The following is a 13,340-nucleotide window of genomic DNA, read 5'->3' as shown; positions in this document are numbered from 1 at the left end:
TTTTCTTTTTCATAAACCTATTGCGATACCAGTCGCATTTACCAATACAGTTTCTATTTATCTCCTTTTTTACGAACAAAGTCAATTGGTTTTGCATAATACCCAATCATTGTCACAGTTCTGCAACCAATAGTCTGTCGAAGATGCGGTAAAGTCTGTCTTTTCCCAATATCCTTTAGCCAGAAGACTATACTGGATTGGTTTCCAATCAATCTACATCTTTGCAGAAATCGGAAGATATTGTATGGTAGGTGATGTAGTTTAAGAACGACTGAATCAGAGTATGAAAGGAAGCCATGCACCAATGAAAATCACCTGTCGTGATCATACGTTTTTGATCGAGAATCTTCCGCACCAAAGCCTACAGTTAGCGATCAATGAACAACTGATACCCCTCCAACGAATTGAGACAGCCTTTGTGCTATCAATCGATACATTGCTTGATATCTTCAAAAATAAGAATCATCCTGTTAAATTCGTCGATGAATCCGGAACACCGATCTCGTTCAAACATCTTTCGGAGCCACTGGACATCGCACCGAATAGTTACATCAAACAAGGGAAACATTCCTATTTCATTTTCATCGATCAAGACGATGAGCTTAGTCTGATCTATAACAAAAAACCGTCCATCATGAATTTCTACAATCAAGACATCATGTTTGAAGGCTTGACTCGACACAACGATTCGCTTCTCTTGAAGTTTTCATTTCACTCGAAGTACTTCGAAGTGGAGCAGCCGAGTTGCTTCATTAAATTCAGACATCTGGAACAAAAAATCACCCTGCCGATTGAACGCTTCAGCGTCACACCGGTCGATGCCCGACGTTTCAAAACAGAGGTCGAGGCAGTGATCGAAAAAGAACTCGTCAATCAATTGCTCGGTGACCAGTATGACTACGAAACCCTTAATGTAAACATCTACGACCTATTGTTTGGCTTTTCGATTCGTGAGATGCCGATTTCTGGTTTTACACCTCGGATTCGCCACTTTAAAAACCATCCGGAACTCTTGAACGATGAGCATTGGTTACCGTTTAATGATCAATACGATATACTGATTCGACCGTACTCAACCGTGTCGGAACGTCTTGCGATGCGTCTGATTCCAGTACCCGTCGAAACGGTCAAGTATTACGCAAATCCCCAACCGTTACTTGGACTGGATCCTACGAAGAAGACGATCATCTGTTTTGAATATCCGGATAAAGCACAAGATAACGGGATGATTTTCTTTAAGTATCTCGTCGATACCTACCGGAAACAGTTCAACATCTATTACATCATCAGTCGGACGAGTCCAGACCTGAAAAAGCTTACTGGATATGAGAACCATATCGTTTTCTACAAATCACCAGAGAACATCGAGGTCGTTCAAGCAGCAGATATTCTCTGCCATACGCATTCGTCGAGTTATGTCTTACCGTTTGCTACATATAAAACGGAAGCGTTGATTCAAACGAAACAAAAGCTGTTCTTACAACATGGCGTCATCGGGTCAAAAGATGTCAGTAATCTTTATGGAAAAAAGATGCCGCACCCTTTCACCGATTTATTCGTCGTCTCCTCTGAACGGGAGAAACAGCTCATCGCCCGCGATTACGGTTTTCATCCTGACGAAATCATTGTGACAGGACTCGCTCGATTCGATCAATTGATCACTGAACGATCACGTTGGATCAAGCGATACAAGAATCGGAAAAAGCTGTTGATCATGCCAACGTGGCGACCGAAAATCGATACGTATCCAGATGAACAATTTATGGAGAGTGACTACTATCAGGAGTTTCAAGCGTTGATCACGGATGAACGGTTGAGAGAACTCGTCATGGAACATAAGTATGAAGCTTCTTTCTATCTCCACCGCAACTTCCAAAAGTTCAGTCACTTATTCCACTCGGACTTCGTCGATGTCATCAGTCAGGATGCGTTCACAGTCAAGGAGCTACTTGAAAATCATCATGTGTTGATCACCGACTATTCGAGTGTCGGTCTCGATTTCTCCTTGATGCATAAAAAGGTCATCTACTACCGTCCACCTGTCTTAGTCGGCGAAGATAATGCCGGCGAATCGACGGATTTGTTACCAGGAGACGTCATCGAAACAAGAGACGCCTTGATGGAATCACTACGCGAATCGAAGATGCCTAAAAAGTTTAAACGTCATCTCAGTCACATTTATGCGTTTGACGATACGAAAGCAAGTAAACGGATTTTCGAAGCGATGCAACATCATTTTCAGCTATAACAAATGGTATTGACTCAAAAAAGAATGACGCGTCTTTTCACGCCCTTTCCTCAGACGAGACACAAGCCAGTTATCCTGCTTCATTTAAGCAGGAAAGCGGATCTTGTTTGTCTGACAGCGCATAATGCGCTTTTTCCTGTAGGGGTGGCGTGTGACGCGTCATTTTTACGAGAAAAGGGTGGCAGATCATCATTCTGCCACCCTTTTCTTTGTAGAGACCAACTTTTGAGTCAGCTCTTTTTTTCATCGACGAAATTCCAATGAGACCCCGTCGGCAATCTGGGAGGACTGTTTTAACAACTCCCGCTTGACTGGATCAATCCAGTAATACTGAATCCGCTCACCAAACGTAACGTGAACGCAAAGCGTCTCTACATGTTCGCCTGACTCAGTCGTCAATAGTTCGTTCCGCAGAGGGTTCACCTGAATCGGCACCTCACGTCCGGAAACGGCACTAAAACCATTTAACGAGAGTGTCGAATCGACGGTTAGCGGTAATGCTCGCAACAACAATTCGATTGAAAATAAATCAACAGTTTCAGCATGAATCGACAGGACCGACTTTTCATTTCCTCGCGTAATCACGACTTCATCCGCTCGATACAACGCATGCACAGTTTGAACACCAGCTTGGTATTCGACGAATTCGAATGGCGCATAACTTTTTGCATCCATCGTCAGGCGGATAGTTCGATTGCCGATTTTTTCTGACACCAATTCTTGCTCCCGTACCAAGATGGATTGATGTGCTGTTTTTTCTAACCGAATCGTTTCGTAGGTCTGTCCGATCTGAACCGATTCTCCCTGTTCTATCCAATAGACCTGTTTTTCATCTTGTCCCTCGATGAGGGGATACGTCAGTTCTTTCAAGTTCATATTTCGCTCCCCCTTCCTAAGATTCCAGTGACAGACAACTGATGAATCGCTGCTTGTCGGACTTGCTCCGGCGTTTTCGCCGTCGTATCAATCGAATAGACCGGAAACTGTTTATACCAGTTTTCTTCGAGTGCCCAAAGCGGTTGATGTTGTTCAAAAGATTGACGAGTTCTTGTCTGATCAGCGTCCCGACGCGTTTGTAAGAGTTGGTTTGACGCGCGTAAATAAAGAATCTGGTCGGACCGATATTCTCTTAATGCTTCAAGTTCCGTCTTTAAACGAGATTCAATATCCCAGTCATGCCCATGTATCTGTGGATATTGAAGCGTGTAGAATTCAAGATCCTCCGGACCACGATCTAATATGATGTGTCCATCGGGAAAATGGCGAAATCGTTCGATTTCCGCTTGAATGAACAGGCGCTGATTCTCAACGAATCCGTCTTCGGTACGGATGTCTAATCCGAGCTCTTTTCGTTTTTGAACGATCGGATACGGATTTTCATAATAGACATGCAACTCCGGGTAAGCGTCTTCGAGCGCTTGCGCAAGCGTCGTCTTCCCGGATGCCATAGCCCCTTGGATCGAGATGATGGTTCTCATGAATGGCGTTCCTCCTACCTGTATATACTTAAGTATTAAAAAAATATGAGCTGAGATCTGGATGACTGATCAATTCCTTTAACCGACTTTGTTCAGCATCCGGGATTTGCTCAAGCATCCTAAGAATGACCATGAGTCGTAACCAGTCTGCAAGATTCGATAGCTGGATTGACGAAACAGCTTGATAGCGGTCGAGGTATTCTCCACAGACGTATCGTCGTACCTCGTCCGGCACTGCTGTTTCACCTGCTATTCGCAGCAAGAGCAACGTCCGCGCGACATCCGCGATCGGTGGCCCTGTCGTCGCATCATGCCAATCAATGACGACGAACGTTTTATCCGCTTCCGCTGTCACGAGGATATTCTGGAAATGGTAGTCCCCGTGGAGCAATCCTTGTTGTTGCGGAATGTGAAGCGTCTCTAACAATCGTTCCGCCTTCAAGCGTAACGCAGGTGATAGATGACGCATTTTTTGATGGGTGACATCGTGCCATCCAGGTGCTACACGCGATTGATGCTGATGAATCCGTTGATGTAATGTCGCGAAGGCATTAAGAAAATCCGTTATTCGGGAGGGATCAAACAACTCTAACATTTCGTTGCCGTCGATCTGCTGCATCTCAATGAACGGCGAATCTTCTAATGCAACAGCATATACGTTTGGCGTCGGGATAACCGTCCGCTCGAGTTCTTCGAGCATACGAAATTCCTGTAAGATTCGTTGTTTTTCAATCGATTCATGGAAGTATTTGCGTACTCGTTCGTCAGACATTGTCATTACGGTAGCGGTAGAACCTTTTTTTCGTTAGTCATCGCCATATTTCTCCCATCACTTAGTTCGTTAAGTCGTTTCGCGAATCATCAAGGAAGGTTCAAGTAACGCACTTCCGTTACTATTATGTTTCAATCCATCATTCCATAACCGCTCTGCCGCTAGTCGCCCAAGCCCCACGACTGGTTGCCGGATCGTCGTCAATCCAAGCGCTCGTGCGATCGGTCGATCATCAAATCCCGTAATGGCGATATCCTCTGGCACCCGAATGCCATCCTTGCGAAATTGATGGATAAGACCTGCTGCGACTTCGTCATTGCCGACGATGATGGCATCTGGTAAGTCGATGTTAGAAGCTGATTTGCGAGTGCTTGTCCGTCTTCGAAAGAATAGCACCGATCCGCGTACCATTGAATTCCATGACGGAGCGAAGACGTCTTGAGATATTGGTCGAACGCATCCCGTCTGACTCTTCCGACTCCGCTATCTGGATTTCCAAGACAGAGACCGACTGTTTTTGCTCCTCGTTCTTCTACATGTTGCAGCAACATCGTCATCGCTTTTCCATGATTAAAAGAGATCGACGGCACGATATCCTGATGGTCTTCGCAGGCAACGACTGGTCCAAGCGTCCGCATCGTTTTAAGTAACTGCGGCTGACTGATGGCGCCAATGATCAATCCGTCAACCCGCTTATCGCGAAGGTATTGCATACTCGCTTCTTCTTTTGCTGGATCGTGTTCCGTCTGGATGACAAGGAGTGTGTGGTTTCGTTCCATGCACACTTGACCGATCCCCTCGATTAATTGATGAAAAAACGGATGACCGACACGCGGCACGAGGACACCAATCGTATTCGTCTTACCGCGTGAGAGGTTGATCGCATTTCCGTTCGGACTATATTCCAGTCGCTCCATCACGTCTAAGATGATCCGTCGCTTTTCTTTTGATACATGCTTATGACCGTTTAAGACACGGGATACCGTCGACTTCGAGACGCCAGCTTGTTTAGCGATGTCCGAGATGTTCGCCATGCTGTCCCTCCTTCTTTTGTTCCCATCGTTCTAAGTCGTTTAATGCCTCCGCTACACCGTCCTCGTCATGGTCACCGGTGAGGTATGTCGCTCTGCTTTTGACAGACGCTTCAGCGTTTACCATGGCAATCGATGTTCCCGCCACTTCGAACATCGGTAGATCGTTTTGATTGTCACCGATTGCAATGATGTCCTCGAGTGTCATCTCGTACGCTCTCGCAATTTCTTGAATGGCGGTCCCTTTCGTCACGCCGTTTGCCATGACTTCTAAGTTATAGGCACCTGATCGTGTCACGGAACAGATCTTCAGCTGAAGGAGTTGCTGTTCGAGGTGTTCGAGTCTCCATCTGTCAGGTGAGACGAACATGAATTTGATGACGTCCAGCTGATCAATTGTGATTTCGTCAACTTTCTCGACACCGTATTGCGTTAATTGAGCCTGAATGGCTTCTTGAAACGCACGATCTCCGCCTTGAAGGGCAACAAGCGAAAACTGCGGTAACAGGATTTTGTCTTGTAGATAAATATGTATGAATACGTTTGTAGAACGTACTATCTCCCAAACCGTTCGACTACTGGAACGATTCAAAAAATATCGTCTACCTTGTCCCACCTCGATCTCTGCCCCGTTCGCACCAATGACCGGACAATCCAGTCCGTGTTGCGCTAAAATCCGTCGCGCATCAAAGGCAGCTCGCCCGGTGACGATGATGACGATATCTCCTTGGGCTTGCCGTTTATTGATGGCTGCCTGATTGGCATCCGAAATCCCGTGTTCCTTATTCAATAACGTTCCATCTAAATCAATCGCAAAGCATCGCATCGCGTTTCCTCCTTTTCGTGTCCTCTTGATGCTACAGGCTGAAACGCGTCCCAGTGCAACAAAAAATCTTGAATGAACAGTTCATTCAAGATTTTTTGTTTTTTATCCTTTGCTTCAAATGGAGAGGTGATGCGCTGTCCGTTGTTTTTGAACATACTCCATCAAGATCGGTCGTTCCGGTGGATTGAGGTTTTCTGGTAGCTGATCCATAGCGAAAAAGCGTAATTCTGCGACTTCTGACGGATCCCGAACCACTTCACCCGTATAAGCTGTACACAGAAATGCCGAGATCACATTATAGACTTCATCCCCATGCGGATACTTATAGTAAAAAGCATCACCCGAATAGACGTTCAATAATTCGAGATGCTCCGCTTCAAGACCGGTCTCTTCCCTTAATTCACGTTTTGCTGTTTCTACGAGCGTCTCACCGATCTCAAGCGCTCCACCAGCGAGTCCCCAGCAACCATTATCTTGCCGAAGTTGTAATAAGACTTCTTGTTTATCGTTGACGACGATGACACACGCCCCTGCCATGACGAGTGGTCGTGTGCCGACGAGTTTGCGTAATTCTGTGATATATCCCATGTCATTCAGTCCTTTTACATTTAAATCACTTTCGTTCGGACGCGCATCCGTTTGAGTCCCGTCAATAGAAGACACAACAAGATGATGCCCGAAACAAAAAGTACGTACGTATGAATCGTAAAGAGAGAACGGAAATCGATCAGTGCCACATTCTGCTGCACCTCAATCCAACTACTTAGTATGATTCCACTGATTGCAAGTAAGATGAGTACGCCGACCTGTCGACGTGTCAGCGAGACATACGTCAAAACGCGCATGCCTTCACGGATCACAAACGGTAGGAGAACGAGGAGTGCTGCGACAGGTAAGATGACCGGGTCACCGCCTTGCTGAATCGGCATCGACCGGGTCAAATAGCCAAACAGAAAAAAGAAACCACATACGAACAACAATAATCCGAACGCGATACTCGCATTCACCGCTTTGTTCATCTTACTTCCCTCACTTTTTAGAATAATGAATTATGAAGAAACGGTACTTTGATGCCATACGCCCGCTGCATCAAGCCGGACCCGATGTCTGCCGTCGAGTTCCATCTCGATCGGACTGACCTTCGCCGTCTTCGGTGAGAACAACCATGTCCGACCTTCTGGGACGAGCAAGATATGCGTTCCATCCGCGACCGGTCCGAGGAAGTTGAGTGACGCGCCATTGAGCGGACGTTCCCGTCGCTCGAGAACGCCGATCTCCGCTAGCTGCTCACCGACTTCAAGCACATCTTTCACCGTCAGACTCATCTCACCGATTCCGAGGATGTCGGATACATCAAACGTCAGTTCCGCTTTAGACGGATTGATTTGATGCCGCGCGATCAGTTCCAAGACGTTCTCATCCGGGTCATAAAAGTAACAGGAATGCGAATCCGTGAAGTCAAAATAAATCTCATCCTGTCCGTCTTCGATCAAGAGTGGTGTCCGTTCTACGAGCCACGCTTTTCCTTGTTGGAAGGCGTTTTCCGGAATGTTGAACGCCATATGGTACTGCGTATCAACATCATCCGTCTGTCGATATGTCAGCTGATCCGTACCGATTTGCATCGTAAACGAATCGTTCGTTTCCGAGACGAGCGGGAATCCGATCTGATTTATGTAAAAATCTTTCATTGCTTGTAGATGACGTGTCACAAGAATGGTTTTTAAAATGTTCAAGCTGATGACCTTCCTTCAATTGCAGTAAAATTTATCAAAAAGCGATATGCTTTATTTTACCACTAATGGTAAAATCATTACGAATGTAAAGTCTGATTTTTCAGATATATTTATGCCTGAGAGGATGTTTTGATGAAATTATTAATCGCTCAACCAAAACGCGAGACCGGACTCGAGCAATTCGAACGTGAAATCGCCGCTTATCCTGAAGTCGATCTGATTGTCTACCCGGAAGGCTATTGTACGGTCACGGAACTCGAACGCGTGCAACATCTTGCCAAACAGTTCGAAACAGCCATCGTCGTCGGTTACAAGGATGAAGCGAATCTCGATCGCGCTGTCATCATCGATGCGACCGGGACGATTCTGCTTGATCGCGCAAAAACACCAGAAGCTGGACCGCTTTATACGCCTTCAACAGCAAACGAAGGGTTATTCCGCTATGGATACGTCCTCTGCCGCGAAATCTTCTTAGGAAAAGATGGACTACGCGAGGAATCCGGACTTGATCTCATCTTCAATCCGATTGGCGTCGGCATGTTCAGCGAGGAACAGTACGTTGAGTGGTCCGGTGAAGCACGTAGTATCAGTCAGGCGCAACAAGCGCTCATGATCGGAACGAGTCATGCCGATGGTTCGTACCGCAACTGTGGTTTTTCTATTCCTATTGCCTTCATCTATGACGAGACCGGTGAACCGTTGCTGTTGTCTCATAACGATACGCGGACACGTCTGTTTGATACGGTCACGCGCCACGTCGAAGTCGTCGGTACACCATCTTTATCGTAAACGAACACACGCTTCTTCCGGTCAGAAGAAGCGTGCCATTCCTTCAGGAGGTGCTCATATGTCTCAAACAGGTCGTGCGTCATTCTTTTGGAAACGATACTTCTATGTCTTCTTTCCTTTATTCATCTTCGGGGTCAGTCACGAATCGTACTTGGTCGATAATCCGTTAGCTAACCTTGAGGACATCGGTGAGTTCGTCTTCTTCTTTTGTCTTTATCTGTTTAACTTTGCCGTCCTTGCCGCTCTATTAACGAATCTGTGGTGGTTCTTCCTTCCGATAAAACCCGCTCATTCCGAAACTGATTTTTGATAAGAAACGAGTGTCGCCCGTTCATTGAGCGGTTGACTGACACCAGTCAATCGGTAACCCATCTTCTCATAAAAGTAACAGTTACGTGTCTCTTCGCGAATCGTCCGCAGTTCCCAAGTCGCAGCAGCCGGATACGCTGCTTCAACGAGCTGTAATGCGCGTTGGGCGATCCCTTTACCTTGACGGGCTGGATCTAAAAACATCGGACTGATGGCGTAGCGAGTCGGTGCTTTCGCAACGACACAAATCCCGCCGACGACGTCACCGTCGACGATGATTTGATGAAACGTACTACTCGGATGCGTGATCCGGTGAATGACACGATCAATCGATTCGTTCGCCGGATTCGTCGCAAAATCTTGATACCGCTCGAGCGTCTCTGAAAACGCCTTGATTTGAAGCGTGTGAAGTTTCGCAGCGTCTGCAAGAGACGCTGTCTTTAATTGAATATCCAATAATACTCTCCCTCTCTTAACTTAACCACTCCCAAAATGGTGTGCCTTGCGCGACAATCAAGTAGTCGAGCCATCGCTCAAAGCCGAACGGCATCGTGTCTTCTTTCCATTCCTCGAAATTAAGAAATTCCCCACTCCAGATCCGATTTCCTGCCGGTCGATTCATCTCGTATACGATCCACTCCCCGTCTGGTCCTGCGCCGATCGCCAAGAAGTCTTCGGGACATTCCCAAATCTCGCTATACGTCAGGCAATCCTCAATCGAAAAAAGTTCGAATCCATCGTTGTACGATAACGTTTCGTGCTGAAAGAGCTTCGCCCCGTTATGTTGACGTAAGAACGTCTGATAGTCGTCTGCCGTCCACTCAGGTAACAGCGCGAGCTGTTCGTCCGTTGCTCCTCGGTTAAAGATGAAACGTTCTCGCGAGACGTATCCTTCTTCTTTTTGAACCTCTAACAAACCGTCGACGAGTCGACCTTCTAATGCAATCATGACCTTCTCCTTAACAATATTCTTTCGTTGGTGCGAACGAGACACCGACATCGTGTCCGCCTAGCTGGACATCCCCTGCTCCCTGTAGCGGTTCAGTTCGCACGGAGGATAAGGCAAGGTGTTTGAATAACAAAGGCTCAAACGTTTCGACGATCGGTTGGAACGTCGCATCGACCGATAAGACGAGATCGATTCGGGCGTCCCGCGATAACGCTTGTGCCTTTCGTTCAGACTGGATATAGCGAACGAGCTCCCGCATCCAGCGTTCCTGCTCCAGTGCTTCCGTGATCCGCGTATCGAGCGTCACGGTGAGTCCACCACTTGTCGCAGCAGCAAAGCCCGCCTTGACGATTGGTTCAACGATGACGTCTGCTTGACGCACTTCGACTTCGTCGCCTGAAGCGGTCTGGTAGATCAATCTTCCTGTCTCGAGCAAGTCTGAAGTCTCCTGTGCAGACAATTGTTTTAGCCATTGATGGATCGCGTTTGCTTGCTGTGCGAATTTCGCTCCGGCTACGCGGAAGTTCAGTTTAAGACGGAAGCTTGTCGTCGCTTGCGTCGTCGGAACGATTTGGACGTCTTTTACATTCAGTTCCTCTTGAATGATTGCCGTATAGTCCGCCCACGAAAAGGTTTCGCTTGATTGGACGCTTAGGCTAGCAAGCGGTTGTTTGACTTTTAAAGCGTGCGTATTACGTACTTGTCGTCCTAACTCGACTACAGAGACAACCTGTGCCATTTCGTATTCCAGATCAGGTCGGAGCATCGATGGATCGGCAACCGGATAATCCGCTACATGCACGCTCATTCCTGTTAATCGCTGATAGACATCATCAGCAAGGTACGGCGTGAACGGAGCGAGTAGTCGTGCCGTCGTCGAAAGTGCGAAGTGAAGCGTCTTGTACGCGGCTTGTTTCTCTTGCGACCAGTCAGCTTGCCAGAAACGTTCCCGCGAACGGCGGATGTACCAGTTACTGATCTCACCGACGAGTTGCGCAAGACTCCGTGCTGCTTGAGTCAATTGATAATCGTCCATCGCATCCGTCACGTCTTGCGTCGTCTGATGGACACGCGAGAGCAACCATTCGTCGAGACGCGTCCGTTTTTGCGGACGTGAGCCATCAAATCCGTCCAGCTTGGCATACGTCAGATAGAACTGGACGGCATGATCCAGTGTATCGACTAGTTTTGATTTTGCTTCTTGGACGATCCGCTCAGCAAACCGTTTCGCACTCCACGGACTGCTGTCGACGAGTAGCGCCCAGCGTAATCTATCAGCACCATATGCTTCGATTAACGCCACCGGGTCAAGGGCATTTCCACGACTCTTCGACATCTTCTGCCCGTTCTCGTCGAGGACGTGCCCGAGTGCGAGGACACGCTTATAGGCAGGCTGTCCCGTGAAGAGTGTCGAGATCGCTTGCAAGCTGTAGAACCAGCCCCGCGTCTGATCGATGCCTTCGATGACGACATCGGCTGGATAGCGGTTAAGCGTCTGCGTCCGTGACGGATAATGCTGTTGCGCGAACGGCATCGCTCCGCTATCAAACCAGACATCGATGACTTCTGGTGTCCGGTGCATCACTCCCTGACACGTCGGACACGAGACCGATAACGCATCAACGTATGGTTTATGCAACTCGACGGATTCCGTCGATGTCGTCCGGTGCAACAAGTCAGCCTTGTTTTTTGGAACGAACGTCGTGTCACACGCTTCACACTCCCAGACGTTCAGTGGTGTGCCCCAGTAGCGATTGCGACTGATGTTCCAGTCGACGAGTTGCTCAAGGAACTTTCCGAACCGCCCTTCCTTGACGTGATCGGGGTACCACGTCACAGACGCATTGTTCGCAAGGAGTTGTTCCTTGACGACCGTCGTCTCGATGAACCAGTTATCTTGTGCGTAATAGAGCAGTGGTGAGTCACATCGCCAACAATGCGGATAGCTGTGCGTATAGCGTTTTTTCGCAAACAAGCGTCCCCGTTCAGCGAGCAGCTGGATGATCGCGACGTCTGACTCTTTGACGAATCGACCAACGAGTGGTGGAACGGCATCCGTGTAACACCCAGCAGCATCAACGACGTTAACGAACGATAGTCCGTTTTCCCGGACGACCCGGTAATCCTCTTCCCCATACGCTGGGGCAAGATGGACAAGTCCGGTTCCACTCGTCGCTTGGACAAAGGAAGCCCCGACGACCGTGTGACCATTCTCCGGCGTCACGAAATCAAACGGTGGTTCATAACGCAAGCCGACGAGTTCCGCACCAATCTGTTCGGATACGACCTCGACGGATTCCGAGAACAGTTCAGCGACTAACGCTTTTGCGACAATGAATAGCTCTCCTTCAAACGATACTGTGACGTACGTCAATTCCGGATGAACCGCCACCGCGACGTTTGCCGGTAACGTCCATGGTGTCGTCGTCCACGCAAGTAGAAACGTCTGCTCCATGCCGACGATTGGGAGTTTAACCGTCGCCGATAAGTCCGTCACGTCCTGATAGCCTTGCGCGACTTCATGGGAACTGAGTGACGTCTGACAGCTCGGACAATACGGTGATACACGATGTCCCTTCGTCAACCAGCCTTTGTCATGGATCGTCCCGAGGATATGCCAGACGCTTTCGATATAATCGTCCTCCATCGTCACGTAAGGGTCATCCATGTCGACCCAGTAGCCGAGTTTTTCCGTGAAGGAACGCCACTGTGCCTCGTAGGAGAAGACACTTTCCTTACAGCGTGCGATGAATGCTTCAACACCGTAGTCTTCGATTGCTTGTTTGCCAGAGATCCCGAGTTGTTTCTCGACACCGAGTTCGACCGGTAGTCCATGCGTATCCCAGCCGGCTTTTCGCTCGACCCGAAACCCTTTCATCGTCTTATAGCGGGCGACGGTATCCTTGACGGTTCGTCCGAGCGCGTGACCGACGTGGGGTAAACCGTTCGCAGTCGGCGGTCCTTCGTAGAATACGAATTCCGCTTCCGTGCGTTGCTCAATCGATCGTGCGAAGACCTGGTCTTGTTTCCATCTGTTTCGGACACGCGCCTCGCGTTGTTGTACGGTTTCTGCTTGGTTTTGTGACGTCATCTCTTGTTCGCTCCTTTGTCAGTAACTAAGAGAATACAAAAAAGTCCGCCCCCTTTGACAGAGACGGACTTCACCGCGATACCACCCATATTCCGTCGAGAATACTCGTTC

Annotated in this window: 15 protein-coding genes, 1 pseudogene and 1 other annotated feature (1 of these 17 cut by a window edge); of the genes and pseudogenes, 3 read left to right on the top strand and 13 right to left on the bottom strand. The window is 48.1% G+C overall.

What is annotated here, in order from left to right; genetic code table 11:
• Positions 1-304: 304 nt before the first annotated feature.
• Positions 305-2,248, top strand: coding sequence for a CDP-glycerol glycerophosphotransferase family protein (locus P401_RS0104775; protein ID WP_029341462.1), 1,944 nt, complete (start codon positions 305-307; stop codon positions 2,246-2,248).
• A 70-nt stretch (positions 2,249-2,318) separates the two neighbouring features.
• On the opposite strand, the gene P401_RS18510 is transcribed toward P401_RS0104775, so the two are convergent.
• From P401_RS18510 to P401_RS0104730, 10 genes and pseudogenes are all read right to left on the bottom strand, one after another.
• Positions 2,319-2,495 (bottom strand): hypothetical protein, encoded by a 177-nt coding sequence (locus P401_RS18510; RefSeq protein ID WP_160171446.1) that lies wholly within the window; start codon positions 2,493-2,495, stop codon positions 2,319-2,321.
• Positions 2,492-3,124, bottom strand: a complete 633-nt coding sequence (locus P401_RS0104765; RefSeq protein ID WP_029341461.1) for a hypothetical protein — start codon at positions 3,122-3,124, stop codon at positions 2,492-2,494. The genes P401_RS18510 and P401_RS0104765 overlap by 4 nt, the downstream gene beginning before the upstream one ends.
• Positions 3,121-3,726, bottom strand: coding sequence for an AAA family ATPase (locus P401_RS0104760; protein ID WP_081834698.1), 606 nt, complete (start codon positions 3,724-3,726; stop codon positions 3,121-3,123). The genes P401_RS0104765 and P401_RS0104760 overlap by 4 nt, the downstream gene beginning before the upstream one ends.
• A 28-nt stretch (positions 3,727-3,754) precedes the next feature.
• Complete coding sequence (locus tag P401_RS0104755) at positions 3,755-4,498, bottom strand: phosphotransferase family protein (RefSeq protein ID WP_160171445.1); 744 nt, start codon at positions 4,496-4,498, stop codon at positions 3,755-3,757.
• Positions 4,499-4,567: 69 nt separating this feature from the next.
• A complete protein-coding gene (locus tag P401_RS18770; RefSeq protein WP_236627069.1) occupies positions 4,568-4,909 on the bottom strand; it encodes a substrate-binding domain-containing protein in 342 nt (113 codons plus the stop codon).
• Positions 4,837-5,532: pseudogene (locus tag P401_RS17540) on the bottom strand (LacI family DNA-binding transcriptional regulator); the annotation flags it as partial. The pseudogene P401_RS17540 and the gene P401_RS18770, both read right to left, overlap by 73 nt.
• Positions 5,507-6,355: a Cof-type HAD-IIB family hydrolase gene (locus tag P401_RS0104745; RefSeq protein WP_029341458.1), complete on the bottom strand. Its 849-nt coding sequence runs from the start codon at positions 6,353-6,355 to the stop codon at positions 5,507-5,509. The gene P401_RS0104745 and the pseudogene P401_RS17540, both read right to left, overlap by 26 nt.
• Positions 6,356-6,469: 114 nt before the next feature.
• Entirely contained in the window at positions 6,470-6,943 is a 474-nt protein-coding gene (locus P401_RS0104740) for an NUDIX hydrolase (protein WP_029341457.1), read from the bottom strand.
• Between the two features lie 20 nt (positions 6,944-6,963).
• Positions 6,964-7,374, bottom strand: a complete 411-nt coding sequence (locus P401_RS0104735) for a hypothetical protein (protein ID WP_029341456.1) — start codon at positions 7,372-7,374, stop codon at positions 6,964-6,966.
• A 30-nt stretch (positions 7,375-7,404) separates the two neighbouring features.
• A complete protein-coding gene (locus tag P401_RS0104730) occupies positions 7,405-8,091 on the bottom strand; it encodes a glyoxalase (RefSeq protein WP_029341455.1) in 687 nt (228 codons plus the stop codon).
• Positions 8,092-8,223: 132 nt separating this feature from the next.
• Between P401_RS0104730 and P401_RS0104725 the strand changes: the two genes are divergently transcribed.
• Complete coding sequence (locus tag P401_RS0104725) at positions 8,224-8,880, top strand: carbon-nitrogen hydrolase family protein (protein WP_029341454.1); 657 nt, start codon at positions 8,224-8,226, stop codon at positions 8,878-8,880.
• Between the two features lie 58 nt (positions 8,881-8,938).
• A complete protein-coding gene (locus P401_RS0104720) occupies positions 8,939-9,190 on the top strand; it encodes a hypothetical protein (RefSeq protein WP_029341453.1) in 252 nt (83 codons plus the stop codon).
• Here the strand turns inward: P401_RS0104720 and P401_RS0104715 are convergent.
• Genes P401_RS0104715 through ileS form a run of 3 tightly spaced genes read right to left on the bottom strand, consistent with a single transcriptional unit; the run spans position 9,169 to position 13,229 of the window.
• Complete coding sequence (locus tag P401_RS0104715; RefSeq protein WP_029341452.1) at positions 9,169-9,645, bottom strand: GNAT family N-acetyltransferase; 477 nt, start codon at positions 9,643-9,645, stop codon at positions 9,169-9,171. The two genes, P401_RS0104720 and P401_RS0104715, sit on opposite strands and share 22 nt — an antisense overlap.
• A gap of 16 nt (positions 9,646-9,661) precedes the next feature.
• A complete protein-coding gene (locus P401_RS0104710; protein WP_029341451.1) occupies positions 9,662-10,138 on the bottom strand; it encodes an SMI1/KNR4 family protein in 477 nt (158 codons plus the stop codon).
• 10 nt (positions 10,139-10,148) lie between these two features.
• Positions 10,149-13,229, bottom strand: a complete 3,081-nt coding sequence (gene ileS, locus P401_RS0104705; RefSeq protein WP_051656245.1) for an isoleucine--tRNA ligase — start codon at positions 13,227-13,229, stop codon at positions 10,149-10,151.
• 56 nt (positions 13,230-13,285) lie between these two features.
• Positions 13,286-13,340 (bottom strand) — a binding site (T-box leader); it runs 191 nt beyond the window's last position.

Origin of the sequence: Exiguobacterium acetylicum DSM 20416 (genome assembly GCF_000702605.1) — a bacterium.
Classification (GTDB): Bacteria; Bacillota; Bacilli; order Exiguobacteriales; family Exiguobacteriaceae; genus Exiguobacterium_A; species Exiguobacterium_A acetylicum.
The sequence above is the reverse complement of the archived record's forward strand: the minus strand, read 5'-3'. Positions and strand labels throughout refer to the sequence as shown.

Coding starts and splice junctions, on each gene's coding strand:
- P401_RS0104755 (WP_160171445.1), bottom strand. CDS start 4,498: ATGTCTGACGAACGAGTACGCAAATACTTCCATGAATCGATTGAAAAA.
- ileS (WP_051656245.1), bottom strand. CDS start 13,229: ATGACGTCACAAAACCAAGCAGAAACCGTACAACAACGCGAGGCGCGT.
- P401_RS0104760 (WP_081834698.1), bottom strand. CDS start 3,726: ATGAGAACCATCATCTCGATCCAAGGGGCTATGGCATCCGGGAAGACG.
- P401_RS0104765 (WP_029341461.1), bottom strand. CDS start 3,124: ATGAACTTGAAAGAACTGACGTATCCCCTCATCGAGGGACAAGATGAA.
- P401_RS0104740 (WP_029341457.1), bottom strand. CDS start 6,943: ATGGGATATATCACAGAATTACGCAAACTCGTCGGCACACGACCACTC.
- P401_RS18510 (WP_160171446.1), bottom strand. CDS start 2,495: ATGAAAAAAAGAGCTGACTCAAAAGTTGGTCTCTACAAAGAAAAGGGT.
- P401_RS0104720 (WP_029341453.1), top strand. CDS start 8,939: ATGTCTCAAACAGGTCGTGCGTCATTCTTTTGGAAACGATACTTCTAT.
- P401_RS0104745 (WP_029341458.1), bottom strand. CDS start 6,355: ATGCGATGCTTTGCGATTGATTTAGATGGAACGTTATTGAATAAGGAA.
- P401_RS0104710 (WP_029341451.1), bottom strand. CDS start 10,138: ATGATTGCATTAGAAGGTCGACTCGTCGACGGTTTGTTAGAGGTTCAA.
- P401_RS0104735 (WP_029341456.1), bottom strand. CDS start 7,374: ATGAACAAAGCGGTGAATGCGAGTATCGCGTTCGGATTATTGTTGTTC.
- P401_RS0104725 (WP_029341454.1), top strand. CDS start 8,224: ATGAAATTATTAATCGCTCAACCAAAACGCGAGACCGGACTCGAGCAA.
- P401_RS0104775 (WP_029341462.1), top strand. CDS start 305: ATGAAAATCACCTGTCGTGATCATACGTTTTTGATCGAGAATCTTCCG.
- P401_RS18770 (WP_236627069.1), bottom strand. CDS start 4,909: ATGGTACGCGGATCGGTGCTATTCTTTCGAAGACGGACAAGCACTCGC.